Origin of the sequence: Neptunomonas qingdaonensis (assembly GCF_900113275.1) — a bacterium.
Taxonomy (GTDB): Bacteria; Pseudomonadota; Gammaproteobacteria; order Pseudomonadales; family Balneatricaceae; genus Neptunomonas; species Neptunomonas qingdaonensis.
On record NZ_FOOU01000011.1, the window covers coordinates 77,061 to 101,930 of the forward strand.

Below are 24,870 nucleotides of genomic sequence, written 5' to 3' on the forward strand. Positions count from 1 at the left end.
AAATGGTCAAGTAAAAATGAAAATTGTGCTCTTTTTAATCAATTCTGCGCCAGTTACCGATGATAAGAGTGAGTTTTAGCGATTCTCTGCTCAGAGTCAGCTTGCCTGGCAGGCTGGTTTCATCAGCTTCCAGATAATTCTGATATTCAATTTCCCATCCTTGCTGAGTAAGTCTGGCTAAACGGTTTTCATACAGAACGGTGTCATAATCGCTGCCTGGTGCAGGGATGCCTTTTATCCAGTATTGAGCATCTTTTACCGGAATTTCCCAGCCAAGGCGAAGGCTTAGTAGTTCTTCTGGAGACCCCGCGGCCATTGGTTGTTCTCCGGGGATTTCCAGGGTGGCGGAATGTTGATCACCGCTTATGGTGGCGCCGCCCTGACCCAGAGGGCCTTTCAGGCTGATTTCATACGCCTGCTGATCTTGTTGCCAGGATAAAGAGGCGGATTGAGAGTCATCCGGAGTGCGAATGCCAATTTTCCCGGTCGCGACCCAGCGAGTCATTTGGCTGACGTTTAATTGATGCTCTTCCCAGCTATAGGTGGCCGTTGGTGCGGGGACTTCTCCGCGGGGGATCAGGCTACAGGCTGACATAAAAAAAGGGATAAAAAACAGTAAGATTATTTTTTTCATAAAGGCGCGTTCAGTGCTCTCTGGGCATCCGGTAGATGTGGACTATCCGGAAATTTTTTGGATAGCTCGGTGAAAATCTGTTGTGCTTTGGGGCGCTGATTTAATGCGACCAAAACAGCGATAAGATGACCTCCTACTTCCGCATCAGGGTATACCTTGTAGGCTTTTTGTAAATAATTGAGTGCCTCTTCATGGCGTTGTAGTTTGAATAACACCCAGCCGATCGAGTCCATAATAGCAGGGTCGTCGGGCTTGATTTGAATCGCTCTGTTGAGCAGTTCGTATGCCTCGTTATAACGTTCGGTATAAAGAGACAGTGTGTAGCCCAATGCATTCAGTGCCATGGCGTTGTCAGGCTCTTTCTCTAAAATGAAACGAAAGTCGATTTCGGATTGCGGAAACTCTTCGGGTGGGCGCATCATCGCCCGGGAGTAGCGTAAATTTATGTGTTCGGGATATGCACTGACTCCTTCACTCAAGCGGCTAATGGCCTTGTCGTTAAAGTCAAAGCTTCTCAGCCAGTCTGCATGCAGGTTGATTAAGTCCGGGGCGAGATTGGCGTGTTTATTGATCGCATTTTCCATAATAGTGTTGACGCGAGTTTCGTCCTGAGCGTTGCTCAGCAGTGCCAGGCTGCGATTGTATGACGGTAAAATGTTGTTGCCGCGATCGACCTGCAGATAATGTTGTATAGCCAGTTCCGGGTTGTTTTGTTGCTCTTCTATCAGGCCCAGATAAAAATTCAGAGTGTTATCCCGGGTTCGTGCAAAAATAGTTTTCAGCATGCTTTTGCTGTCATCGAGGCGATTGAAATCCAGGGCGAGCAAGGCTAGATAGAGATGAAGTTGGTTGTCGGTGCTGTAGTCTGAGATAAGCTGCTGGCTGTGTTTGACGGCCGCATTAGGGGAGTCAGCTTTATAAAGCGTCTGCACTTTGAGAATAATTAATTGCTTATTTTCGGGGTCTTTGTCCAGCCATTGAGAAATGACCGCTAGCGCCTCTTTAAATCGTCCTGCATCTTTCAGTAAATCTGCTTTTTGTACAAAAGCAGTTTCAGCCTCAGGGTTGTAGCGAATGGCCTTATCAAAACTTATTAATGCCGCTTCTGTTGCATTCAGGTGGCGCTCGAAGACTCCCCTGGTTAACCATAGATCAGAATTCTTTGGCGTGATTTTGCTTTGCTTAATGAGTACGTCCAGATATGCCTGCGCATCGGCGGCTGACATTTTTGTAGCACGGCTATTGAGTAAAGCTAAGATCGGATGGCTATCGGTGGCGAGTGCCTTATCAATAAAGGGGAGTGCCGTTGAAAATTTACCCTGCTGAATCAGCATGCCAACCAGTAATGTTTGCGGTTCATTGCTTTCAGGTTCGTACTTAACCCAGATTCTGGCGGCTTTTTCCAGTGCAACTGAATTTTTTGTAAACTGTGCGATACGTGCAGCACGTCGGATAACACCCGGGTCGCCGGTGAGTTCGGCTTGTTTCAGGTATTTTTCAAGCGATATGTCATATTGCTGCTGATGACCGGCCAGCTCGGCAATGAGCAGATCATACAGCGACTCGCCATTAAGCTCGCCTTGTTGATAAGTACTTTCCCATAGTGGGCTTGGCGTGACGGTTTCTTTTACAGTCTGCGTTGAGCTGCAGCCGGTCAGTATCCCTGTACTGAAAACTATCAAGTAGAATATTTTTTTTAGCACAATATATGATCGATCCAAGGTTGATGTACTACTGACTACCGTCACTATAGTAGAGATTGATAGGCCTTGTCATCGCCAAAGCATACCCAGATTAGTGTAATACAGCTTTAATAGGTTCCATTTAATGTATTTTCAATCCCCGGGTAATTTATGTTTTAGGCTAAACAGGTGTATCATTGCGCGCTTATTGAATGTCTGGTGTAGTTAATCGATCCATGTCACTTCTTGCTTTAGGCATAAATCATAAAACGGCATCTGTCTCCGTTCGCGAACGGGTGGCATTTAGTCCGGATAAGCTGGCGGATGCCCTGCGGCAAGCGCATGGATTTGCACAGCTAAAAGAAATCGCCATCCTGTCTACCTGTAATCGAACAGAGCTGTATTGTTCGACAGAGTTGCCGGGTACTCGTGCTGTGCTGGAATGGCTGGGTGAGTATCATGGTCTTGAGCTGAGCGAGCTTGAGGCGTGTGCCTATACTCATTGGGATGAGTCTGCAGCAAAACATATGATGCGGGTTGCCAGTGGTCTTGATTCGTTAGTGCTGGGTGAGCCGCAAATTTTAGGTCAGCTTAAGTCTGCTTACTCGGTCTCTCAGGAACAGGGCTTTGTCGGCGCCGAACTCGGCCGTTTATTTCAACAAACGTTTTCGGTGGCCAAAAAAGTTCGCACCGATACCGCTATTGGTGAGAACCCTGTCTCTGTGGCGTATGCTGCGGTTAATCTGGCTCAGCATATTTTCTCTGATCTTAAAGACAGTCGGGCGTTGCTGATTGGCGCAGGGGAAACGATTGAGCTGGTCGCTCAGCATTTAGTCAATGCAGGGGTCAGCCAGATTACCGTCGCGAATCGCACCATCAGCCGTGCTTTAAACGTTGCGCAAGCCTTCAATGGTAAGGCCATCATGCTGGGTGATATCCCCGATGCTTTAGTCGACGCCGATATCATCATCTCCTCTACTGCCAGTCAGTTACCTATTTTAGGCAAAGGGGCTGTTGAGAAAGCGTTGAAAAAACGTAAGCATCGTCCTATTTTCATGGTGGATATTGCAGTGCCGCGGGATATTGAATCACAGGTTGCAGAGCTGGATGATGTTTATCTGTATACCGTAGATGATTTGCGTGAAGTGATTGAAGAAAATCAGCGTAGCCGTGAAAGCGCAGCAATAGAGGCAGAAGCGATCATCGACGTCGGTGCGCATGACTTTATGCGCCAGTTACGCTCATTGGATGCCGTAGATACCGTGACCCGGTTACGAGGCAGTTATGAATCGCTACGGGATCAAGAAGTAGAAGTGGCCTTGAAACAATTGAAAAAAGGCACAGACCCTGAAGAAGTGCTAACTCAGATGGCGCGACGTTTAACCAATAAAGTACTTCACCACCCAACAATTCAACTTAGAAAAGCAAGCGCCGAAGGGCAGTCTGACATTGTCAATGCTGCGCAAACGCTTTTCCAATTGTCTGATTCGGACGAAAACTGATACATGAAAGAGTCTATACAAACCAAGCTGGAAAAGCTGGCAGATCGCTTTGAAGAGCTATCCGCGTTATTAAGTGATGCGGGTGTTATCTCAGACCAGAATAAATTCCGTGATTATTCTAAAGAGTATGCTGAACTTGAGCCTGTGGTGCAGTCGTATGCCGCTTACCAGCAGGCAAAAGATGATGTTGAAGAAGCGCAGCTGATGATGGAAGACAGTGATCCGGATATGCGCGAGATGGCTAAAGATGAGTGGTCGGATGCTCAGGCGCGTATCGCTAAGCTCGAAGAAGAGCTGCAGGTGCACCTGTTACCTAAAGACCCTAATGACGGCAGTAACGTTTTTCTTGAAATTCGTGCCGGTACCGGTGGTGATGAAGCGGCTATCTTCTCAGGTAACCTTTTCCGTATGTACTCAAAGTTTGCGGAAGCGCAGGGTTGGCGCATAGAAATTGTCAGTAGCAGTGATGGCGAACATGGCGGCTATAAAGAGCTGATCGGACGGATTGTTGGTCAGGATGTTTATTCGCGGATGAAATTTGAGTCCGGTGCACATCGCGTACAGCGTGTTCCTGAAACCGAATCACAAGGGCGTATTCACACGTCTGCCTGCACTGTGGCGGTGATGCCTGAGCTGGATGATGTTGAAAAAATCCAGATTAATAAATCCGATCTGCGTGTAGATACTTACCGTGCGTCGGGTGCGGGTGGGCAGCATATCAACAAAACAGACTCAGCGATCCGTCTGACCCACATTCCGACAGGTGTGGTGGTGGAGTGTCAGGAAGAAAGGTCACAGCATAAAAACCGTGCCAAGGCGATGGCGCTGTTGGCATCGCGCTTACAAGCAGCTGAGATGGAAAAACATGCTGCCGAGCAGGCGACTACTCGTAAAAGTCTGGTCGGTAGCGGTGATAGATCGGAGCGTATTCGAACCTATAATTATCCTCAGGGGCGAGTCACTGATCACCGTATTAATCTAACCCTCTATAAGCTGGATGAGATTATGGAAGGTAAGCTGGAAGAGGTGATTAACCCGCTGATGCACGAATATCAGGCAGAACTGCTGGGGGCTCTCTCTGAATAGAAGGGTCTGAATACCCGGATCTGATTCAATAGATCCGAATAAACGGGAAGGGCTGTGATGCGAATTGCTGAAGCGTTAGCGTTTTCGAAAAGACTTGAAGACATCAGTGATTCGCCACGCCTGGATACTGAAATTTTTCTCTGTCATGCGTTAGAAAAACCCTCCAGCTACTTAATGACCTGGCCGGAAAAAGAGCTCACGTCTGCTCAAATTGAGCGCTTCACTGCCTGTCTGCAACGCCGCCAAAACGGCGAACCTGTTGCCTATATACTCGGCACACAGGCTTTTTGGACGTTAGATCTTGAAGTGACTACCGATACCCTGATTCCCCGGGCCGATACCGAAGTGCTGGTTGAGGTCGCGTTGAATCTTTTTCCTGAAAACACCCCCTTACGCATAGCTGACTTAGGAACCGGAACCGGAGCCATCGCATTAGCACTGGCAAGTGAGCGGCCTGCCTGGGAGGTCTGGGGTTGTGATCGTATTGATGCAGCCGTTGATCTGGCAAAGCGTAATCAGGCAAGGCTGGGGTTGCCTGATGTGAATTTTGTTCAGGGAAGCTGGCTGGCACCGCTTGGCGGGCGCTTTGATATGATTGTCAGTAATCCCCCTTATATCGATCAGCACGATGAGCATTTAAAGCAAGGCGATGTTCGATTTGAACCGTTGAGCGCGTTAGTCGCGGCTGAAAACGGGCTGTCTGATATTATGCATATTATCAATACCGCCCCTGATTATTTGCTCAAGGGTGGCTGGTTGTTGTTTGAGCATGGTTATCAACAGGCTGCCGCTGTCAGAAAGCTGTTTTGCGATAGTGGCTATGAGCAGGTGAATACCTATCAGGATTACGCCGGCAATGATCGTGTAAGCCTGGGTTGTTGGAATCGGTTGTAGAAAATAGTTTGCTGGAGAAATACGAATGCTAAGTGATGCACAATTATTACGCTATAGCCGTCAGATAATGCTGGCCGATGTTGATATTGATGGTCAGGAGCGTTGGCTTGCATCTAAGGTGCTGATTATCGGTTTAGGTGGATTGGGTAGTCCGGTCGCGCTTTATCTGGCAGCCGCGGGTGTGGGTGAATTAGTGCTGGTGGATGATGATCAGGTTGACCTCTCCAACTTGCAGCGACAGATCGTGCATACCACCGCACGTATTGGCATGAATAAAGTCGATTCGGCTGCACAGATGCTGCGTGAAATTAATCCTGATATCAATATAGTGACACGCGCTGAGCGACTGGATGAGAAGGCATTGCAGACATTGGTTGCTCAGGTCGATCTGGTGTTGGATTGTACAGATAACTTTTCAACGCGTTTTGCGGTGAATCGCGCCTGTGTAGAGCATCAAAAGCCGCTGGTGTCGGGTGCGGCGATTCGTATGGAAGGCCAGATAGCTGTTTTTCAACCAGGCGTAAAGGGTAGTCCTTGTTACCAATGCTTATACAAAGAAGGTGACGATGAAACGCTAACCTGTTCAGAATCCGGGGTGTTATCACCCTTGGTTGGTATTATTGGTTCGATGCAGGCATTGGAAGCACTCAAAGTACTCGCTAATATTGGCACTTCATTGACCGGGCGCCTGCTGTTACTGGATGCTAAGCATATGGAGTGGCGTTCTCTTAAACTCAAACCAGATCCTGCATGTCCTGTCTGCTCGCAAAAGGAGTTTGTTGTATGAATGAGATAGAAACGGTTAAACGTATACTGGAAAATAGTCGGGTAATCGCGTTGGTGGGCGCCAGCCCTAAGCCGGAGCGTGCCAGCTATCGTGTGATGGCTTTCTTATTGCGGCAAGGCTATCGGGTCATTCCGGTGAATCCTCTTAAAACGGGAGTTGAGATTCAGGGGCAGAAGGTTGTCGCTTCGCTGAGTGATATAGATGAGCCGCTCGATCTGGTGGATATCTTCCGTAACTCTGATGCGGCAGGTGGGGTAGTCGATGAGGCTATTGCTGTCGGTGCCAGGGCTGTGTGGATGCAGTTGGGTGTGATTGACCATGCTGCCGCTGAACGTGCCACAGCAGCCGGATTAGATGTGATCATGGATCGTTGTCCGGCCATTGACATTCCAAGACTGGGTATCGCCGCAATTACATCATAATCTGTGATCGCCAGAATAAATAACACGGTTAACCTTTACGGTTTAGCCGTGTAAATAGCGCTGTGTAGTTAGAGTGTCATCTCGCCCAGTAATGGCTTGGCCATGAGTGTTTTGATATGCGGGATGTCAGTTTCAGTGGCGAGTAAAAAAAGCAGTTTGGTAAAGGCTGCTTCAACCGTCATATCCCCCCCGGGAATGACGCCTAATTGATTGAGCTTTGCGCCGGTCGCATAGGAACCCTGAATGACCTGTCCGTATGAGCATAATGTCAGATTAATGATAACGACCCCACGTTGATTCGCTTGCTCAAGCAGAGACATTAAATATTGGTTGTTATCGGGTGGGTTGCCTGCACCGTAACTGAGCATGACAACGCCGCGGATAGCGTCATTATCCAGGGTTGCTTTCAGCTGGGCATTATTGATCCCCGGATAAAGATGTAATTGAGCAACCTGATGCGTGAATTCTGCTACCTTAAAGTCTGGCACCTTAAAATCAGGAGTCTTAAAGGTTAATTTCTGTTTAGCGGTTACATGAGTATCTGCAGACGTAGTCAGGCAATCCCCGTCCTGTGCATTCTCATTAGCCCGACTTCTCTCATTAACCCTTACAGTCTCATTAAATAGCTGAATGTTAATACCAGACTCGCCGAGTGCTCTGAAGTTGGGTGAGTCAAAGGCTCGCAGTGATGACGTATGAATCTTTTTAGCACGATTTCCTCTGAGTAATTTTCCATCAAAGCAGATACATACTTCCTGATTGTTTGGCTTGCGGGCAAATTCAATCGCGTTTAATAAATTATTGGTGGCATCGGTACGCGGTTGCGCTAAAGGGATCTGAGAGCCGGTAAGTATCACTGGTTTGGTTAATCCCGTCAGCATAAACGAGAGTGCCGAGGCAGTATAGGCCATCGTATCCGTGCCGTGTAATATCACAAATCCATCATACTGATCATAATGTTGAGTAATTAAGTGAGCCAGCGTTGTCCAATCCTTTGGCTCAATGTTTGAGCTGTCGATCAGATTTTCAAGCTCTATAATGTCAAATGGCTGGAGTGCCGAAATAGAGATCTGATTCAGTCTCTGTTTCAACAGCGCATCAAAGCCACCTTGTGGTACATAGCCACTGGATGAGGGCCACATGCCGATAGTGCCGCCCGTGTAAATAATTAAAACTCTGGACTTATTCATAGGCAGGCCTCATCGGGGGAGTATTCATACCGCTGTTTTCATGGAGGGAGTCACGGCGGTGGAGGTAAAGCGACTTAATGATGTCGCATCCAATAGTTTGTCTTTTAGTGCTTGCTCTGCAGTGGGTAAATGGCGATGAGGCATTTGTGCAGTCATCATCTCCGAGTTGTTTGCGGTTACACCGCGGATACAGCGATGATCCAGCATGTAGATAGCCGAACTCAGCATTTTCATTGAGTTCAGTATGTTGTAGATAATCACCGGCTCCATGGCGTTGTGCTGCAGGTTTCCGGCTTGGGCGGCTATGCAAACTGTCAGGCTATGGCCCATCACCTGAAACGCAGTCTGATTAACCGCTTCAGGAATAACCGCTGTTGTCGTGTCACTTGCAATGGAAGAGCCCGCTTGTGCTGCGGGTAAATTAATCTCATTAAATCCGTTACGCTGGTTACTGGATAACAGGCATAAATCATTGCAGATGCTGGACAATTTAACGGCCAGGTGTTTTTGTATTTCTGAAATGGCTAACAGTGCCTTTATATCTGCATCAGGTTCCATCGGCTGGCTTGAAAACGTAACCGGTAACGAGGATATCAGAGCCAGATGGCTGATCACCAGAGTTGAATAGCTTTTGTGTTCACTCATTGAGGAGATATTAACAGTGGAGCCTAAGTTGACTTTGCATAGCTGTATACAGGCTGTTTCAATGTGCTGGATTTCATCTTCGAGCATCTGCGCAAACGCTTGAAATGATTCTCCTAAGATAACCGGTGTGTGATCTTGAGTGGATGTCATCCCGACTTTCAAAATCCCGGAAAACGCCTCCGCTTTCTTTTCAAAGCTGCTTTTTATTGAACGCAGCGCATGAGAGAGGGTTTGCGTGCTGAGAACAACCGCTAAGCGGGCAGCCGTGGGGTAAGCGTCATAGGTTGATTGTGACTTATTTATATCATTGTTGGGGTGTAGATACTGATATTCACCTTTTTCGTGCCCCATGATGGTCAGAGCGAGGTTGGCGATGACCTCATTGGCATTCATGTTGGTTGATTGGCCGGCTCCCCCCTGAATCAGGTCGACGACAAACTGATTATGCAGTTCTCCTTCCCTGATGCGCATGCATGCCTGGCGTATGGCGTCATTTTTTTTGCTATTGAGCAATCCTAATTCGTGATTAGCTTCTGCCGACGCTTGTTTCACCATGGTTAATGTATTGATCAGATCCTGAAAGTGGTGAATCGGTACGCCGGTGATGTTGAAGTTACGCAGCGCCCGCAGGGTCTGTATTCCGTACCAGGCTGTATCCGGTAGCGTTTCATCGCCTAATAAATCGTGTTCAGTTCTGCTGCTCATTAGGAATTACGCTCTTAGTTATAGTTATATAGGATATTGAAGCATACTTAAGTAGTAGTTAACGATTGGGCATAGATGCAGTTTGTGATGCATATTGTTGCTTGTAGTGCGTCATACAGCGTCGCTATAATAGGAGTATCTAAATTATAGGTTTTTGGTATGTATCAGGATCTTTCCAGTAATTTGAAACTGCTTTGTAGTTATTATGATTCGATAGCTGAGGTCTGCCGGCGTGTGGACCTTAACCGAACCCAGTTTAATCGCTATCTGAGTGGCCGTTATAAACCTTCACCCAAAACTATGCGTAAACTGTGTGATTTTTTTGGTGTTGAGGAATACGAGCTGCTACTGCCAGCGACGCAGTTTGAGCGCTTGATTCAGGTGCGGCCTAAAGTTCAGGTTGCATCAGGATTGCCGCGTATCGAAGACCGGCATTTGGAGGCCCTGAGTCATGCCGGTTCGTTGCAGATGGAAAAGTATCTTGGATATTATTTCGAGTATTACATGTCGATGGCGTGTCCGGGGAAGATTCTCAGAAACCTGATATGTATCGAAAAACGAGATGAAGGTTTTTATTATCAGCGCACCGAGCGTTTGAAAGAGCATCCGGAAGAGCCTGCTTTTCATAGTAAGTACCTTGGCGTCGCATTGTTTCTTACCGACCGGATTTTCATGATGGATTATGAAGCGCTGGCGACGAATGAGATTACCGAAACCATTTTGACTCCCAGCTATAAAAACCGTATTACCCGTTTAAATGGTTTACGCATCGGTGTGCCGGCTAATGGTATGCGTACGCCGAGTTGTGCGCGTGTAGTGATGGAGTATTTAGGTTTGCAGGTCGATATCAGGAAAGCGCTGGGTCTATGCGGGCTTTATGAATTGCAGGATGACGCTATTGATGAATCTATCAAGTTGGCGGTACGCAACTCCATGAGTGGTGCCGAATGGCACTTTACTGCACTTGCTTGAGGGGGCTTGCCTGATTGCACTTGCTCGAGGGCTATTTCTCGAAGGAAACCAGTAAAAAAGTTACTGCTCCAGAAACATCTGCCTGATACGCATGTCATCTACACAGCGGTTGAGATACACCTTTAACGCTTCAGGAGTCGACTCAGGCCAGACCTGTGGCGTGTTGGCTCCCGAGACGATCAGAAAATTTAATAGCTCTTTGTTTTCGGTTTTCAGTGCATGCTCCAATGCTGTTAAGCCTTGGGAATCTGGTTGGTTCAGGTCCATACCGTATTGTATAAAACGGTTAAGATGCAGCATCAGTGTTGTCGAAGAACAATGCTGAAAACAGGCCGTTACTGCATGAGTATCTGACACTGTTATTATTTGCTGAGGATCAGCGCCGGATTGTAAAAGCACACTAATGAGTGGCAGGCTGTGTTCCTGCTGTAAGGCTAATAGTAGGTAAGGCTCGTTTGTTGATGCTAGGTGCTCAAGATTGGCTCCTGCGTCAATCAGCATGCCCAGTGCTTTGGCCTGGCCGGCACGTATGGCTATTTCGATAGTGCTTAATCTGTCCGTCTGTTGGTTTAATAATTCGGCATCAATCTGTTTAAGGCGCTTGGAAAGCGTGTTCAGATCTCCAGTTTCAATGGCTTTTAACAATTTGGATTCTTTTTGTTTTTTGAAGAGGGCGAGCATACTTAGAAGACCTCCAGCAATTTCATCAGATAAATGCCACCGCTTAGTGTAAATACAGAACCAATGGTGGTGGTCAGAATGATATTAGCTGCCAGTTGTGCGTTGCCACCCATCGCTTTTGCCATGACAAAACTGGCAGCAGCTGTTGGGCAGCCAAACAGCACAAACATTAATACCAGGTCCTGTTCTCTGAAACCGAACAGCCAGGCACCGTATGTCAGTATAACGGGTAGAAGTATCAGCTTGATGGCCGTGGCCCAGAATGCCTGGGATGATGAGTGCTTCAGGCTTTTCAAATTCAGGGTGGCACCGATGGTGAGCAGCGCTAATGGTAAGGTTAGATTGGCAAAGTAACGGCCGGTTTTTTCAGCCACTTCGGGTAAAGTGAAACCAAAATAAGAAAAGGGTAATGCTAATAATACGGCAATGATCAGAGGGTTCTTCAGAATTTCTAAAGCGATACCTGATAGCGATAATGCTTTGCTGTTTTTCATCGGAAATGAGAGTGCGATAATAGCCAGCACGTTATAAAGAGGGATGATCAGCGCGAGTAATAATGAGGCTTTCGCTAATCCCGTCTGGCCAAATAAGTTGAAACAGACCGCCAAACCGATAATTCCAAAATTACCTCTGAAAGCCCCTTGAATAAAAACGCCGAGATTTTCTGCTTCGCTAATCCAGCGTTGTGCCAGCCACCAAATAGCCGCAAAAGTGATCAGCGTACCCATGGCAACATAACTGAGCTGTGCCGGATTAAAGACGGCATGAAAGTCGGTACGGGCAATACTCATAAAAACCAGAGTGGGTAAGGTAACAACAAACACCAGTCGTGAGCCGGTGCTGACAAACGCATCGTCGATGAGCTTGACGCGTTTGAGTAAGACGCCCATGAATACGATAAAAAAAATCGGGGCCACGATGTTGGCCGTAAAAGCCAGCGTGTCTAAGTAAAGGGCCACTGTGGATTCCTGATCAGATAAAAATTGGATGATACTGTTGTCGGAAGCGCTATTCTATAAATAAAGAACGCTATTAAAAAGAAGAGTTAGCAATAAAGACTGTTGCAATAAAGAGTACTAATAAAAGAGCCTGTTAACGCCTGCCTGAAAGAAATATTTTGCTCTATTTCTGAGCCTGCTTCTTAGTCACTTTCTGGTGCAGTTTGGGATAATCAAACCATTCAAGCGTGCCACAGCCTTCGCTTAATTCAGACCAGCAGGTGACCCCTAAATGAATATGCATGACGCCACAGGTGGGAAGGTTGGGTATCTGCTCTGCACTCAGGTACTCGCCTAAACGTTGCAAGCCCGGGTTGTGCCCAAAAACCATGACGTGGTGGTCTTTATCTGAATGGCGTTGTAACACGTCTAGCAGTGTTTCCATGCAAGAGTCATAAAGCTCTGGGATAACTTCGATCAAGGGGCGATTAGGCAGTCGTTTACTGGTGGCTTTCGCGGTCAAAAAAGCACGGGTTGCTCCGCTGGAGAGGCACTTGTCCGGCGTAAGCCCGGCGTTTTTCAGGCGTTCAGCCATCGCGGGCAGATCCCGCTTTCCGCGTTTGTTGAGAGGGCGGTTAAAGTCCTCAATATCCGGGTTTTTCCAGCTGGATTTAGCATGCCGGATCAGAGTGATTGTGCGCATAAGGAGCTCCGCTGTGCAAAACGTATGCTCGCAAGATATCATGCTTTGCGTTGTCTGCAATAAAAATCAGGCAGCAAACTCGCTGTCTTTTGGTGTGTTTTCCAACATACGCTTCCAGATAGAGCGCATATGCCGCATCGGCATGCTGCCCACATGTTGTAAGTTCATCGGGCCATCATTAAACAGGCGCGGGTCCATCAGCACATAGTCGTCATCGATTATGGGCAAAAAATCCATCTGGTCGAGGATGTCGGTTTGCAGGTCAACCCCCGGCGCTATTTCCAGTAGTTTGAGTCCGTCTGGCGTGAGTCGAAACACGGCTCTTTCCGTGATAAACATGACATTTTGCTGCTTTTTAAGAGCGAACTGTCCATTAAAGGTAATCTGTTCAACTGCAGCAAGAAACTTGCGAATAGGGCCATTCTGAACGACAGAGAGTTGGTTGTTGTTGATGTCGAGTTGTTGTGCTCCTGACGTGAAAGTACCGAGAAAATAAAGATCCTGAGTATTTTGGGTGATGTTGATAAAGCCGCCGCAGCCCGACAGCCTGTCACCAAAACGGCTGACATTAATATGGCCTTCGGGGCAGGTTTCTGCCAGCCCTAAGAATGCCTGATCTAAGCCGCCGCCATCATAAAAATCAAATTGGGCGGGTTGATCGATAATGGCATCTGCATTCGCAACGGCACCAAAGCTCAGTCCACTGGCCGGTGATCCGCCAATACCGCCGGGTTCGACTGTCAAGGTGAACTCTTTCAGGCGGTTTTCTTCTGCGGCCACCTGGGAGATTACTTCCGGCATACCGATACCCAAATTAACAACCGCGCCTTTGCGTAGCTCCATCAGCGCACGTCGGCCAATGATCTTACGGGCTGAGAGTGGAATAGGCTGTAGCGGGTTGCCGCTACGGATCTCACCACAGTACGCAGGGTTGTATTGCTCAGCAAAAGTTTGCGGATGATCTTCAGGTTCCGATAAAACAACATAATCGACCAGAATCCCCGGAATGCGGACGCGGTCGGGTGTTACCTGATGCTGTTCTGTCGTGCGTTCAACCTGAACGAATACCAGTCCTCCGCTGTTTTTCACGGCTTGCGCAATCGCCAGTGTTTCTAACGGCAGTGCTTCCTTTTCCATTGAAATATTACCGCGCCGGTCAGCGGTGGTGCCGCGTAGCAGCGCGATATTAATCGGGAATGCCTTATAAAAAAGGTAGGGCTCGCCCGCCAGATCGATACGTTGAACTATCTCTTCTGTAGTGAACGAATTGATTTTGCCTCCATCCTGTTCCGGATCGACAAATGTATGTAAACCTACATGGGTCAGTGTGCCGGGTTTACCCGCGGCTATATCACGAAACAGATGGCAGATAACGCCCTGAGGCAGGTTGTAAGCTTCTATTTTATTCTCAAGTGCCAGTTTTCCCAGACTGGGTGCCAGCCCCCAGTGCCCGCCGATGACACGCTTAATCATGCCCTCATGACCAAAGCGGTTCAGCCCACGGCTTTTTGCATCGCCTTGTCCTGCTGCATAAACCAAATTCAGGTTGGATGGGTGTCCTGTGTCTAAGAAACGTTTTTCAATGGCCTTTGCGAGGGTTTCGGCGAAGCCGATGCCAATAAACCCGGCCGTTGCAATAGTGACGTTATCATTGATAAGTAGTGCGGCTTCTTCTGCTGAAATTAGACGAGCTGACATCTTGGTACCTGCATAATTTTATTTTTATATCAGTGCTTTTTCGATTAGTAGAGCAAAAGCCAGGCCAGTCGGTTTTATGTCAATAAAATCAGTTGGTTGCTTATAAATCGTCAGTGATGGCTATTGTTATATGTCTGATTTTATAAACACTTCTGTACGTTTTGTGTATAGTTTGTGTGTGGTCTGATTAGTTATCCGGACTTTTTTTTAAGCGCTCATACAAGGTCGCCCGGGAAATACCTAGCAACTTAGCGGCGCTACTCTTATTTCCCCTTGTTTGTTGTAACGCGTCTTGCAGTGCGCCTTGCTCTGCTTTTAAGCGCGTCTCAGCCAAACTGGTAAGTGAAGTGTCAGTATCAATACCAGTGACAATAGCAGAATCAGGACAGGGTAGGTCATCCAGAGCCCCTAAGTCTTCTGGTTCAATAGCTGTGCCTTCTGCCATCACACAGCCCCGCTCTAAACGGTTATGAAGTTCGCGGACATTTCCAGGCCAGCTGTATTGAAATAGCCAGGCTAATGCTGAATCAGTCAAGGCGAGTGCCGGAATTTGTGCCTGTTGTTGGATGCTCTGTAAAATATGAGCACAGAGTAATGGGATATCTTCTTTTCGTTCTCGCAGTGGTGCTAAGCGGATGGGGAGTACGTTCAGGCGGTAATAAAGATCGGCACGAAATTTTCCTTCATCGACCAGTTGTTTAAGGTTTCCGGATGTCGCGGCAATAACACGCAGATCGACGTGCTCTAAGCGATTGGATCCCAGCGCCTCTACTTCGCGTTCCTGAAGTACCCTGAGCAGCTTGGCTTGCATGCTAAGCGGCATTTCGGCAATTTCATCCAAAAATAGAGTGCCGCCATCTGCCAGCTGTATTTTTCCTTTTCGTCCGTTTTTATCAATACCGGTGTAGGCTCCGGGCGCAGCCCCAAACAGTTCTGCTTCGACTAACGATTCTGGTAGCGCGGCCATGTTGATGCCAACAAAGGGGCCTCCGTTACGTTGGGAAGCATGATGAATGCCTTGGGCAAGTAGTTCTTTTCCTGTGCCTGTTTCGCCCAGGAGGAGCACGGTGGTATCCAGCAGTGCTGCTCTGCGTGCTTGTCTTTTTAGTTGCTGGATGATGGCAGACTGGCCAATTAAGTCATCTAACGCATAACGGGAAGGGCGAATCAGCTTTTGCTGTTCGAGCTGTCGTTTGAGGCGGGCAAACTTATCAAAGAGCGGCCTCAGGCTTTCCAGATCGGTATAAAAAATAAATCCAATAGCGCCCATCACTCTGGCGTCGTTATCTTTTAGCGGCATGCGTGTGACGACACACCAGCGACCGTTAATTTGCATCAGATCGACGAAGGTTGGTTTTCCACTTTTTAAGACGCGTGGCAGTTGTGTGTTAGGCAGAAGTTCCTCAATGGGAGTGCCGATGAGTTCTTTATCTTCAGGTATATTAATCAGCTGCCGATATTTAGGGCTCATCCAGATAATACGACAGGCCGTGTCTACGGCAATGGCGCCCTCACAGAGGCTCGACAGTAGCTCAAAAGGATGCTGTTTGATGGTTTGCCCGCTAAGTAACTCATCCAGGCAGATGTGTTGCTCTGGCAGGTGATTTGTCGGCTTTATCAATGAGGCATCCCTTGCTATGTAAAAATGTTTTGTTTGCATTAGGTCTATAAATTTGTACTCATATGTCGCATGGAATACAAGTGTTAGTCTTAAATTACGCCACTGATTAATCGCCTTTCAGGAAATGCTGCATGGATAAAATATCAACCACAGCCTTATCAAAATTACGCGGCATGTCGAGCAAAGCGCTGTTTGCTCAATTGGAAAATGCCGGGTGGATTGTGCGTTTGGAAAACAGCTGGGAATTAACCCACAATGGCAGGGAGCAGGGCGGAGAAGTAAAACAGAGTGACAAGTTCGGCTCTTACATTGTATGGCCTCCTCAGTTAAAAATTGAGGGCAGTGAAGTAGTGGTCGCGTATGAAAAAGAGGATCTTCACAGTGCCGCCAATATAGGACAAAAAGTTGAGTTATCTGCCCGGCAAGTCAATGCGGTGTTTTCTGAATTGGGGTGGGTCAATCGCCACCGCAAAGGCTGGCAACTTACAGAGCAGGGGAAAGCGCTGGGGGGCGTACAGAAAGAGAATCAAAAAACAGGTATTCCTTATGTGCTGTGGCCGTTTGCTTTTATTCACAATCTGGCTTTTCAGCATTCTTTAAAAGCCTTGAAAGGAGACCTTGGGCAAGCATTAGGATTGAATGAGGCTAGTAACGAAGCAACATCGGCTTTCAGGAAAAAATTCCCTGCCAACTTTCGTGCGGTTGATGGGCATCAACTGCGCTCAAAGGCTGAAGTGCTGATCGATAATTGGCTCTATCTGGCTGATATAGCGCATGCTTATGAGCGTCGCTTACCGATTGATGAGGATGTATATAGTACTTTTTATATTCCAGCGGGGAAGATATATGTTGAGCTCTGGGAGCATGAAAATGATGCTGACTATCAAAGAATTAAGCAACAAAAGCTACAAGCCTATGCAAAGCATGGACTCACACTCATGGAATTGAGTGTGAGTGATCTGGCACGTTTGGATGATGTCATGCCTCGCTTGCTGCTAAAGCACGGTATAGAGGCCTATTAAGGCTTGTGGAAAGTAAACTAACTACTCAACCATACATCACTAATCCAATCCCACAGATTATCCCATTGCTCTTCTGAGACCTCTTCTTCTGCTGACCAGAAGCCAATAGAACCATCTTGCTCGATAAAATAGTAACCGTCATTCGCTTCACAAATTGGAATCAACTCGCGGGGTAATCCGAGTGACCAGGCCGTTGCTGTCAGTTCTGGCAGATGGGTTTGTTCGTGAGGCTCGGTTGCCGTTACAGGAGACAAGCTGCCATAGACAACATCGCTGGCCTCCAGTAAAAACTCTTTCAGGTCGGCAGGAATAGAGATAAGAATTTCTTCTTCCAATTCTACCAATTCATCTTCAGTCGGAAGGCGCATTGAGTTAAAACGATCTTGGTTCAACTCACGCAGTTCATCAATCACGTCGTTCATATCGGTTTCTGGGTGTCCTGAGGCCGGAGCCATTTTACAGTAGAATTTTATCGGCAGTTTACAGTATAAATCAGAATACTGTCTGGCCTTTATGCTCTACTTCTTCTTCGTCACTTTCCTCCTCTTTTTTGTCTTCTTCAAGGCTGAAATTAAGCCCGCCGGCGTTGCTGCTACTGCTCTCTTCGCTGAGTTTGAACTTTAAGCGCAGGTTGTTGGCAGAATCGGCATTCTTGATCGCTTCTTCTTCGCTGACTTTTCCCTCTCTGACAAGCTTAAAGAGTGCTGAATCAAAGGTTTGCATACCGAGGGCTTCTGATTTGTTCATAATCTCTTTGATACCGTCGATGTCACCTTTGAGTATCAGTTCTTTGATCGTCGACGTACCTAAGAGGATCTCGATAGCCGCCGCACGTTTGCCATCAATGGTATGTACCAGCCGTTGTGAGACGATGGCGCGAACATTCAGCGAGAGGTCCATTAATAGTTGGTTGCGTTTTTCGTCGGGGAAAAAATTAATGATCCGGTCAAGGGCCTGATTGGCGTTGTTGGCGTGTAGTGTTGAGATAGCCAGGTGGCCTGTTTCGGCAAAAGCCAGACAGTGCTCCATGGTTTCTTTATCGCGTACCTCACCGATCAGGATGACGTCAGGGGCCTGTCGTAACGTGTTGACCAGTGCATTGTGGAAGCTGCGGGTATCAACACCGACTTCGCGTTGATTGACGATCGATTTTTTGTGGTGGTGGACAAACTCGATTGGATCTTCGATGGTGATGATGTGACCGCCGCTGTTACTGTTACGATGGTCTATCAAGGCTGCCAGTGAGGTTGATTTTCCTGAGCCGGTCCCGCCGACAAACAGTACCAGGCCGCGTTTTGCCATAACGACTTCTTTTAATATCTCCGGCAGACCCAGATCGTCCATCCGTGGAATATCGGTTTTGATATTACGCGCAACGATGGCCACGTCATTGCGCTGTTTGAAAATATTCAGACGAAAGCGTCCCGTCTTCTCAACTGAGATAGCCAGGTTCATCTCTAGTTCGTGCTGAAATTTTTCGCGCTGTTCGGCATCCATCACTTGTAGCGCTATTTTTTCAATATCACCCGGCTGATAAGGTGTTTTGCTAAGGGGTTTTAACGCTCCCTGAAACTTGGCACACGGTGGCGCTCCGGTGGACAGGTAGAGGTCTGAACCATCTTTCGCCGCTAACAGGCGAAGGCAATCATAAAATTCCATTGTCGAAGAATCCTGTTTATCCGTCAGCGTTAATCTGTGCGATAAGCTTCAGTAATGTGTCTTCAGCTTTGTCATTGTCTACCTGGCATGTTCCTGCGGCCTCATGACCACCCCCGTGATAGGCCAGCATTAGCTCGCCAACATTGGTTTTTGACGAGCGGTCAAAGATGGATTTACCGGTGGCAAAAACCGTGTTCTGTTGTTTAAGACCCCAGAGTACATGAATAGATATATTACATTGAGGGAAGAGGGCGTAGATGACGAAGCGGTTTCCAGCGTAGATCACCTCTTCATTACGCAGATCCAGTACGACTAAATTTCCGTAGACTGTTGCGCAACGGTTGATCTGATCTTTGAACTTTGTTTCCTGGTCAAAATAGAGGTCAACACGCTCTTTAACATCAGGGAGTTCGAAAATCTGGTCGATTGAATGGTGCTTGCAGTAATCGATCAGATCCATCATCAGATTGTAGTTGGAAATACGGAATTCACGAAAACGCCCCAGACCCGTGCGGGCATCCATCAGGAAGTTCAGCAGTTCCCATTTTTTAGGATCGAGCACTTCTTTCTGGTTGTATTGGGCGGAATCGCCTTTATCGACGGCCTCCATCATCTCATCCCATTCTGCGGGAAAGGCATCGTGGCCGCCGTAATGCAGCCAGACGACACGAGCAGCGGAGGGTGCTTCAGGATCGATAATATGGTTGGTTCTTGTGCCTTGATTACGAATCGTTTCTGATGAGTGGTGATCAAAGCTTAAGTGAGCTGATGCGACATAGGGTAAGTTGGTCGTAATGTCGTTTGCATTGATATCTACGCTGCCGTCCTGCATATCTTTGGGATGAACAAACTTGATATCGTTGATCAGATCAAGATGTTTGAGTAATACTGCGCAAACCAGCCCGTCAAAATCGCTACGGGTGACTAATCGAAATTGGGACATACCTGTATTCCTGCGTTAGCTTCCAGATTTTATAGAAAGCAGTATAGTCAAGGATTAGCGATATGCAGGCCCAGTTATCAGGAAAGTTATCAGGAAAGTTGTTAGGAAGGTTATTTAGAAAAGTGATAAAAAAAGCCACTCGTTATGTAAATAGCGAGTGGCTTTTTGGTTCAGTGTTAAGTCCGGCACTCTGGCAGTCTGCTAGCCACCCAAGTAGGCTTTACGTACTTCAGGGTTTGTCAGCAGGGCATCTCCGCTATCACTAAGAACCACACGGCCGTTCTCCATGACATAACCACGATCAGCAATACGCAGCGCCTGATTGGCGTTTTGTTCTACTAAAAAGATGGTAACGCCATCATCGCGCAGCTTCTCAATAATGGAGAAAATCTGTTGAATAATGATAGGCGCAAGCCCCAATGACGGCTCATCCAGCAAAATCATACGTGGACGACTCATCATGGCGCGGCCGATGGCTAGCATTTGTTGTTCGCCACCAGACATAGTGCCTGCTCGCTGATCAATGCGTTCCTCTAATCGGGGGAACAGCTCCAGTACGTGTGCCAGGCTTTCCTTGTATTCAGCGTTACTGCGAAAATACGCACCCATGTGCAGGTTTTCCTGCACGGACAAGCGGGAGAATACGCGACGGCCTTCAGGCACGACAGCCAGTCCTTTGCGCATGATTTCAGGGGTGTTAACAGAGGAGATATCCTCTTCATCGAAAAATATTGTCCCGGATGAAGCACGAGGATCGCCACAGATAGTCATCATCAGTGTGGTTTTTCCTGCCCCATTCGCGCCGATCAGCGTTACGATTTCACCTTTGTGTACGTCGATGGAGATATCGTGCAATGCCTGAATCTTGCCGTAATGAGTGTTTACATTTTCCAGTTTCAGCATCTTACGACTCCCCGAGGTAGGCTTTGATGACATCAGGATTGTTCTTGATCTCGTCGGCATTGCCGTCGGCCAGAGGCATCCCTTGTGCAATCACATAAATGTGATCTGAAATACCCATGACCAGCCCCATATCGTGCTCGATCAGCAGGATAGATATTTCATGTTCATCTCGTAGCCTGATAATCAGCTCATCCAGTTCCTTGGTTTCATTCGGGTTCAAGCCTGCTGCAGGCTCATCCAGCATGAGTAATTCTGGCTGGGTGACCATACAGCGGGCAATCTCCAAACGGCGTTGCTGACCATAAGAAAGGTTGCCTGACTCACGGTTGGCCGAATCCAGCAGATTGACCTCCTTCAACCAGAAAACCGCTCTGTCCATGGCTTCCCGCTCGAGGCGACGGTATGAGGGGGTCTTAAATAGTCCGGATAGCAGGCCAGTATTTAAATGGCGATGCTGTGCAACCAGCATATTTTCAATAACCGTCATGTTGGAAAACAATCGTACGTGCTGAAAAGTGCGGACTAAGCCCTGACGAGAGATCTGAAAATCTTTCATGCCGGCTATTTCTTTGCCTTTGAAAAGGACACTGCCGGTGGTTGGAATATAAAAACCGGATAAGCAGTTAAACACGGTAGTTTTACCTGCACCATTGGGGCCAATGATAGAGACGATCTGGCGGTTTTTTACCGTTATATTTACCTTGTCTACTGCCTTCAGTCCGCCAAACTGCATGGTCAGCCCATTCACATCGAGTAATAACTGACTCATTATTTTAACTCCAGAACAGGGCGTTTCATGGGGACTAAACCTTGTGGGCGCCAGCGCATCATCAGAACCATGGTTAAGCCGAACAACAGCATGCGGTACTCAGAGAACTCACGCGCCAATTCAGGCAGAATCGTCATGACGATAGCGGCCAGAATGATGCCTATCTGTGAGCCCATCCCCCCCAGAACAACAATCGCCAGAATGATGGCGGATTCAATAAAGGTGAATGACTCAGGGCTGATAAAGCCTTGTCTGGCAGCAAAGAACGAGCCCGCAAAACCCGCTGTCGATGCACCAATTGTGAAAGCCGACAGCTTGATCGCAGTACGGTTAAGTCCGAGTGAGCGACATGCGATCTCATCTTCACGCAATGCTTCCCATGCGCGGCCAATCGGCATACGCATCAGACGGTTGATGACGTAGATGACGAAGGCAACCAAGACGACGGCGATCAGGTAAAGGAAAATCACCTTGTAGGTGCTAGAGTAATCGATACCGAAAAACTCATGAAAAGTCGTACCACCTTCGCTTGGGCGGCGGGAAAACTCCAGCCCGAACAGGCTTGGCTTATCGATGCCGGAGATACCGTTAGGGCCGCCTGTTACTGCTGTCCAGTTATTCAGTAGAATACGGATGATTTCACCGAAGCCTAAGGTCACAATGGCGAGATAATCACCGCGTAACCGCAGGACCGGGAAGCCTAGCAGAAATCCGAAAAGTGCTGCCATCCCGGCAGAGATCGGTAAACAGACCCAGAAAGATAAGCCGAAATACTGGGACAGCAACGCATAGGTGTAGGCACCGACTGCATAAAAAGCGACATAACCTAAATCCAGCAGACCGGCCAGTCCGACCACGATATTCAGACCAAGGCCGAGCATGATGTAGATCAGCGCGAGTGTCGCCAGGTCAACAGAACCACGGGACACCAGGAAAGGCCAGATAACCATACAGACAAAAACACCGGCAAGCAGCCAGGGTTTCAACCGCACCATTTTGTCGCCTTCAGGTATTAGGTTGCTTAGGTTTGGCTTAGGGATTTTGCCAAAAGCAGCATCGATCTGATCAGCAAAAAGCTGTGAGAGAAAGACCAGTGCGATACCGCCAATAATCCAGCTCCATTGCTCAGGCGATGCGCCATGTACTTTTAGTGTTGTGCCGTCGGTGTCCAGCTTGACGCCAATCATCAAACAAGCCAGCACTAAAGCAATACCCGCAGAAAAAATTGCGTTGTAGAGTTTACCCATCAGACTTTCTCCACTTCCGGTTTGCCTAGCAAGCCGCTAGGACGGAACAGGAGGATGAGTATTAATAAGCTGAAGGCAACGACATCTTTGTATTCCGAAGGAAAGTACGCTGCTGTGAGTGCTTCGGTAACACCGAGTATGAGCCCACCCAATACTGCGCCAGGGATTGAACCGATACCGCCGAGCACCGCTGCTGTAAAGGCTTTCAGGCCTGCCATAAAGCCAATAAAAGGGTTCACTACGCCGTAGTAAAGGCTCAGAAGTAAACCGGCAATGGCTGCCAGGGCTGCACCAATAATAAAGGTCATAGCGATAACCCGGTTAGTATCAACACCGAGTAAGTTGGTCATGCCGAGATCTTCTGAACAGGCACGACAAGCGCGCCCCATACGCGAACGCGAGATAAACAGGGTTAAGCCTAGCATCGTGATGAAAGTAGCCACCCAGATGAATAGTTGCATATATGAAAAAGAGACTTCAAATAAGCTTGGATCGCCAAAGGTCCAGCCGCCGGAGATCATGGGAGGCAGCGCGACATCACGTGAACCCTGCGACAAAACAACATAGTTTTGCAGAAAGATAGACATACCGATTGCCGAGATCAGCGGAATCAAACGGTTCGTACCACGTAATGGGCGATAAGCAACACGCTCAACTGTCCAACCGTAGGTGCTGGCGATCAGTACGGCGATGACTAAAGCGATAAACAGAATCAGAGGCAGGCTGACCATGCCCATGCCGAGTAAACCAGCAATGACGATAAAGGATATGTAAGAGCCGATCATATAAACTTCGCCATGAGCGAAATTAATCATGCCGATGATGCCGTAGACCATGGTATAGCCAATAGCGATCAGGGCATAGGTCGACCCGATAGTCAGCCCGTTAATAAGCTGCTGAATCAAATAAAGAAGTGTTTCTGACATATGCGGGAACCGTATAATGAAACACCCTTGATCCCGGATCACGGAATAAGGGTGTTATTTTGGATCAACTCGGTACTGAGTACCGATCAGATTCTCTTATTGTTAACTGCATTACTGAACCGGTGTTTTAGTACCGTCAGCATGCCAGTCGTATACGACAAACGAGAACTCTTTCAGATCACCTTTTTCATTAAAGGAAAGCTCACCCGTTGTGGTTTTGAATGTATTCGCACGGATGTAGTCAGCTAATTTTTCTGTATCGGTTGTTCCTGTCGCTGTCATTGCTGCTGTCATGACTTCGATGGCAGAATAAGCAGGGAACACGAATGGGCCGCTTGGGTCTTCACCTTTATCTGTAATGGCCTTAACCAATGCTTGGTTAGCAGGGTCTTTTTCGAAGCTCTGTGGCAGTGTTACTAACAAGCCTTCAGATGCTTCGCCGGCAATTTTAGAGATATCCGGGTTACCCACACCTTCTGGTCCCATGAATCTGGCGTCTAAGCCTTTCGCATTTGCCTGACGCAGAATCAGACCGAGCTCCGGGTGGTAGCCGCCGTAGTAAACGAAGTCAACGTTGTTCCTTTTCAATTTAGCGATCAGCGCGGAGAAATCTTTATCGCCGGGTGTGACACCTTCAAACATTACAGGTTTGATGCCCGCCTTTTCCACTTCATTTTTCACCGCAGTTGCTAAGCCTTCACCGTACTGCTGCTTATCATGGATGATCGCCATGTTTTTTGGCTTAACGCTGTTAATAATGTATTGAGCGGCGAAGGGGCCCTGCATGCTATCCAGACCGATCGTACGAAAGATCATCTGATAGCCTTTCTCGGTGATACTCGGAGAGGTAGAAGCAGCGGTAATCATCAATACGCCTTCTTCTTCATAGATATCAGAAGCGGGTTCAGTCGATGATGAACACAGATGGCCAACAACGTGGAGAATACCATCGTTAACTATTTTGTTAGCGACCGCGACCGCTTGCTTTGGATCACAGGCGTCATCATAAATTACGCCTTCAAGCAGCATGCCATTGACGCCGCCCGCTTTGTTGATCTGTTCGATCGCTGCCAATACACCAATTTTCTGCATATCGCCGTATTGAGCAACAGGACCTGTTGCGGGGCCCGCCAGACCGATTTTGATGGTGTCAGCCTGCGCTGCTGCGCCGTATAAGCAAAGTGCAGTACCAACAGACAACAGCGTACGTGTAAATTTCTTCATGGGAAATATACCCTCTC

Annotated in this window: 24 protein-coding genes; 7 read left to right on the forward strand and 17 right to left on the reverse strand. The window is 47.7% G+C overall.

What is annotated here, in order from left to right; genetic code table 11:
- Positions 1 to 34: 34 nt before the first annotated feature.
- Together lolB and BM099_RS14865 are read right to left on the reverse strand one after the other, a co-directional pair.
- On the reverse strand, positions 35 to 634 hold the full coding sequence (gene lolB, locus BM099_RS14860) for a lipoprotein insertase outer membrane protein LolB (protein ID WP_090728922.1): 600 nt from the start codon (positions 632 to 634) through the stop codon (positions 35 to 37).
- Positions 631 to 2,337, reverse strand: a complete 1,707-nt coding sequence (locus BM099_RS14865; protein WP_090728923.1) for a tetratricopeptide repeat protein — start codon at positions 2,335 to 2,337, stop codon at positions 631 to 633. Before BM099_RS14865 ends, lolB begins: the two co-directional genes overlap by 4 nt.
- A gap of 215 nt (positions 2,338 to 2,552) precedes the next feature.
- On the opposite strand from BM099_RS14865, the gene hemA reads away from it, so the two are divergent.
- The 5 genes from hemA to BM099_RS14890 are packed head-to-tail and all read left to right on the forward strand — an operon-like array spanning position 2,553 to position 7,007.
- Positions 2,553 to 3,818 carry a glutamyl-tRNA reductase gene (hemA, locus tag BM099_RS14870; protein WP_090728924.1) on the forward strand — a complete coding sequence of 422 codons (1,266 nt, stop codon included), beginning with the start codon at positions 2,553 to 2,555 and terminating at the stop codon, positions 3,816 to 3,818.
- Between the two features lie 3 nt (positions 3,819 to 3,821).
- Entirely contained in the window at positions 3,822 to 4,904 is a 1,083-nt protein-coding gene (gene prfA / locus BM099_RS14875; RefSeq protein ID WP_090728925.1) for a peptide chain release factor 1, read from the forward strand.
- A gap of 57 nt (positions 4,905 to 4,961) precedes the next feature.
- Positions 4,962 to 5,798 carry a peptide chain release factor N(5)-glutamine methyltransferase gene (prmC, locus tag BM099_RS14880; RefSeq protein ID WP_090728926.1) on the forward strand — a complete coding sequence of 279 codons (837 nt, stop codon included), beginning with the start codon at positions 4,962 to 4,964 and terminating at the stop codon, positions 5,796 to 5,798.
- A gap of 25 nt (positions 5,799 to 5,823) precedes the next feature.
- Entirely contained in the window at positions 5,824 to 6,585 is a 762-nt protein-coding gene (locus BM099_RS14885; protein WP_090728927.1) for a HesA/MoeB/ThiF family protein, read from the forward strand.
- Positions 6,582 to 7,007 (forward strand): CoA-binding protein, encoded by a 426-nt coding sequence (locus tag BM099_RS14890; protein WP_090728929.1) that lies wholly within the window; start codon positions 6,582 to 6,584, stop codon positions 7,005 to 7,007. Before BM099_RS14885 ends, BM099_RS14890 begins: the two co-directional genes overlap by 4 nt.
- Before the next feature lie 68 nt (positions 7,008 to 7,075).
- On the opposite strand, the gene BM099_RS14895 is transcribed toward BM099_RS14890, so the two are convergent.
- Positions 7,076 to 8,197, reverse strand: coding sequence for an asparaginase (locus BM099_RS14895; RefSeq protein WP_090728931.1), 1,122 nt, complete (start codon positions 8,195 to 8,197; stop codon positions 7,076 to 7,078).
- Positions 8,198 to 8,221: 24 nt separating this feature from the next.
- Positions 8,222 to 9,547 carry a lyase family protein gene (locus BM099_RS14900; protein ID WP_090728933.1) on the reverse strand — a complete coding sequence of 442 codons (1,326 nt, stop codon included), beginning with the start codon at positions 9,545 to 9,547 and terminating at the stop codon, positions 8,222 to 8,224.
- A gap of 159 nt (positions 9,548 to 9,706) precedes the next feature.
- Here BM099_RS14900 and BM099_RS14905 point away from each other — a divergent pair, with 159 nt between their 5' ends.
- Positions 9,707 to 10,519 carry a helix-turn-helix domain-containing protein gene (locus BM099_RS14905; RefSeq protein WP_090728934.1) on the forward strand — a complete coding sequence of 271 codons (813 nt, stop codon included), beginning with the start codon at positions 9,707 to 9,709 and terminating at the stop codon, positions 10,517 to 10,519.
- A 60-nt stretch (positions 10,520 to 10,579) separates the two neighbouring features.
- Here BM099_RS14905 and BM099_RS14910 read toward each other — a convergent pair whose 3' ends face one another.
- The 5 genes from BM099_RS14910 to BM099_RS14930 all read right to left on the reverse strand — a co-directional run bounded on the left by BM099_RS14910 (position 10,580) and on the right by BM099_RS14930 (position 16,160).
- Entirely contained in the window at positions 10,580 to 11,200 is a 621-nt protein-coding gene (locus BM099_RS14910) for an ankyrin repeat domain-containing protein (protein ID WP_090728936.1), read from the reverse strand.
- Between the two features lie 2 nt (positions 11,201 to 11,202).
- Complete coding sequence (locus tag BM099_RS14915) at positions 11,203 to 12,159, reverse strand: AEC family transporter (RefSeq protein ID WP_090728938.1); 957 nt, start codon at positions 12,157 to 12,159, stop codon at positions 11,203 to 11,205.
- 163 nt (positions 12,160 to 12,322) lie between these two features.
- On the reverse strand, positions 12,323 to 12,841 hold the full coding sequence (locus BM099_RS14920; protein WP_090728940.1) for a SixA phosphatase family protein: 519 nt from the start codon (positions 12,839 to 12,841) through the stop codon (positions 12,323 to 12,325).
- A 66-nt stretch (positions 12,842 to 12,907) separates the two neighbouring features.
- Positions 12,908 to 14,539, reverse strand: coding sequence for an acyl CoA:acetate/3-ketoacid CoA transferase (locus tag BM099_RS14925; RefSeq protein WP_090728941.1), 1,632 nt, complete (start codon positions 14,537 to 14,539; stop codon positions 12,908 to 12,910).
- Positions 14,540 to 14,726: 187 nt separating this feature from the next.
- Complete coding sequence (locus BM099_RS14930) at positions 14,727 to 16,160, reverse strand: sigma-54 interaction domain-containing protein (protein WP_232348806.1); 1,434 nt, start codon at positions 16,158 to 16,160, stop codon at positions 14,727 to 14,729.
- 131 nt (positions 16,161 to 16,291) lie between these two features.
- On the opposite strand from BM099_RS14930, the gene BM099_RS14935 reads away from it, so the two are divergent.
- A complete protein-coding gene (locus BM099_RS14935; protein WP_090728943.1) occupies positions 16,292 to 17,182 on the forward strand; it encodes a hypothetical protein in 891 nt (296 codons plus the stop codon).
- A gap of 17 nt (positions 17,183 to 17,199) precedes the next feature.
- Here the strand turns inward: BM099_RS14935 and BM099_RS14940 are convergent, their stop codons facing one another.
- The 8 genes from BM099_RS14940 to BM099_RS14975 form a co-directional block, all read right to left on the reverse strand.
- Positions 17,200 to 17,604, reverse strand: coding sequence for an SMI1/KNR4 family protein (locus BM099_RS14940; protein WP_090728944.1), 405 nt, complete (start codon positions 17,602 to 17,604; stop codon positions 17,200 to 17,202).
- Between the two features lie 70 nt (positions 17,605 to 17,674).
- Positions 17,675 to 18,841 carry a PilT/PilU family type 4a pilus ATPase gene (locus BM099_RS14945; RefSeq protein ID WP_090728945.1) on the reverse strand — a complete coding sequence of 389 codons (1,167 nt, stop codon included), beginning with the start codon at positions 18,839 to 18,841 and terminating at the stop codon, positions 17,675 to 17,677.
- Between the two features lie 16 nt (positions 18,842 to 18,857).
- Positions 18,858 to 19,784 carry an exopolyphosphatase gene (locus BM099_RS14950; protein WP_090728946.1) on the reverse strand — a complete coding sequence of 309 codons (927 nt, stop codon included), beginning with the start codon at positions 19,782 to 19,784 and terminating at the stop codon, positions 18,858 to 18,860.
- Positions 19,785 to 19,985: 201 nt separating this feature from the next.
- Entirely contained in the window at positions 19,986 to 20,687 is a 702-nt protein-coding gene (locus tag BM099_RS14955) for an ABC transporter ATP-binding protein (RefSeq protein WP_090728947.1), read from the reverse strand.
- A 1-nt stretch (position 20,688) separates the two neighbouring features.
- The gene (gene livG, locus BM099_RS14960; protein ID WP_090728949.1) at positions 20,689 to 21,456 is read right to left on the reverse strand and encodes a high-affinity branched-chain amino acid ABC transporter ATP-binding protein LivG; all 768 of its coding nucleotides are present in this window, start codon (positions 21,454 to 21,456) and stop codon (positions 20,689 to 20,691) included.
- Complete coding sequence (locus BM099_RS14965) at positions 21,456 to 22,706, reverse strand: high-affinity branched-chain amino acid ABC transporter permease LivM (RefSeq protein ID WP_415860128.1); 1,251 nt, start codon at positions 22,704 to 22,706, stop codon at positions 21,456 to 21,458. The genes livG and BM099_RS14965 overlap by 1 nt, the downstream gene beginning before the upstream one ends.
- Complete coding sequence (livH, locus tag BM099_RS14970) at positions 22,703 to 23,629, reverse strand: high-affinity branched-chain amino acid ABC transporter permease LivH (RefSeq protein WP_090728953.1); 927 nt, start codon at positions 23,627 to 23,629, stop codon at positions 22,703 to 22,705. The genes BM099_RS14965 and livH overlap by 4 nt, the downstream gene beginning before the upstream one ends.
- Before the next feature lie 111 nt (positions 23,630 to 23,740).
- Positions 23,741 to 24,853: a branched-chain amino acid ABC transporter substrate-binding protein gene (locus tag BM099_RS14975; protein ID WP_090728955.1), complete on the reverse strand. Its 1,113-nt coding sequence runs from the start codon at positions 24,851 to 24,853 to the stop codon at positions 23,741 to 23,743.
- Between the last annotated feature and the right edge of the window lie 17 nt (positions 24,854 to 24,870).

Excerpts from the sequence above, each read along its gene's own strand:
- BM099_RS14900 (WP_090728933.1), bottom strand. The coding sequence starts at position 9,547 with ATGAGCAGCAGAACTGAACACGATTTATTAGGCGATGAAACGCTACCG.
- prfA (WP_090728925.1), top strand. The coding sequence starts at position 3,822 with ATGAAAGAGTCTATACAAACCAAGCTGGAAAAGCTGGCAGATCGCTTT.
- BM099_RS14975 (WP_090728955.1), bottom strand. The coding sequence starts at position 24,853 with ATGAAGAAATTTACACGTACGCTGTTGTCTGTTGGTACTGCACTTTGC.
- BM099_RS14905 (WP_090728934.1), top strand. The coding sequence starts at position 9,707 with ATGTATCAGGATCTTTCCAGTAATTTGAAACTGCTTTGTAGTTATTAT.
- hemA (WP_090728924.1), top strand. The coding sequence starts at position 2,553 with ATGTCACTTCTTGCTTTAGGCATAAATCATAAAACGGCATCTGTCTCC.
- BM099_RS14920 (WP_090728940.1), bottom strand. The coding sequence starts at position 12,841 with ATGCGCACAATCACTCTGATCCGGCATGCTAAATCCAGCTGGAAAAAC.
- BM099_RS14895 (WP_090728931.1), bottom strand. The coding sequence starts at position 8,197 with ATGAATAAGTCCAGAGTTTTAATTATTTACACGGGCGGCACTATCGGC.
- BM099_RS14935 (WP_090728943.1), top strand. The coding sequence starts at position 16,292 with ATGGATAAAATATCAACCACAGCCTTATCAAAATTACGCGGCATGTCG.
- BM099_RS14885 (WP_090728927.1), top strand. The coding sequence starts at position 5,824 with ATGCTAAGTGATGCACAATTATTACGCTATAGCCGTCAGATAATGCTG.
- livG (WP_090728949.1), bottom strand. The coding sequence starts at position 21,456 with ATGAGTCAGTTATTACTCGATGTGAATGGGCTGACCATGCAGTTTGGC.
- lolB (WP_090728922.1), bottom strand. The coding sequence starts at position 634 with ATGAAAAAAATAATCTTACTGTTTTTTATCCCTTTTTTTATGTCAGCC.
- BM099_RS14940 (WP_090728944.1), bottom strand. The coding sequence starts at position 17,604 with ATGAACGACGTGATTGATGAACTGCGTGAGTTGAACCAAGATCGTTTT.
- BM099_RS14910 (WP_090728936.1), bottom strand. The coding sequence starts at position 11,200 with ATGCTCGCCCTCTTCAAAAAACAAAAAGAATCCAAATTGTTAAAAGCC.
- BM099_RS14890 (WP_090728929.1), top strand. The coding sequence starts at position 6,582 with ATGAATGAGATAGAAACGGTTAAACGTATACTGGAAAATAGTCGGGTA.
- BM099_RS14945 (WP_090728945.1), bottom strand. The coding sequence starts at position 18,841 with ATGGAATTTTATGATTGCCTTCGCCTGTTAGCGGCGAAAGATGGTTCA.
- BM099_RS14950 (WP_090728946.1), bottom strand. The coding sequence starts at position 19,784 with ATGTCCCAATTTCGATTAGTCACCCGTAGCGATTTTGACGGGCTGGTT.
- prmC (WP_090728926.1), top strand. The coding sequence starts at position 4,962 with ATGCGAATTGCTGAAGCGTTAGCGTTTTCGAAAAGACTTGAAGACATC.
- BM099_RS14955 (WP_090728947.1), bottom strand. The coding sequence starts at position 20,687 with ATGCTGAAACTGGAAAATGTAAACACTCATTACGGCAAGATTCAGGCA.
- BM099_RS14925 (WP_090728941.1), bottom strand. The coding sequence starts at position 14,539 with ATGTCAGCTCGTCTAATTTCAGCAGAAGAAGCCGCACTACTTATCAAT.
- livH (WP_090728953.1), bottom strand. The coding sequence starts at position 23,629 with ATGTCAGAAACACTTCTTTATTTGATTCAGCAGCTTATTAACGGGCTG.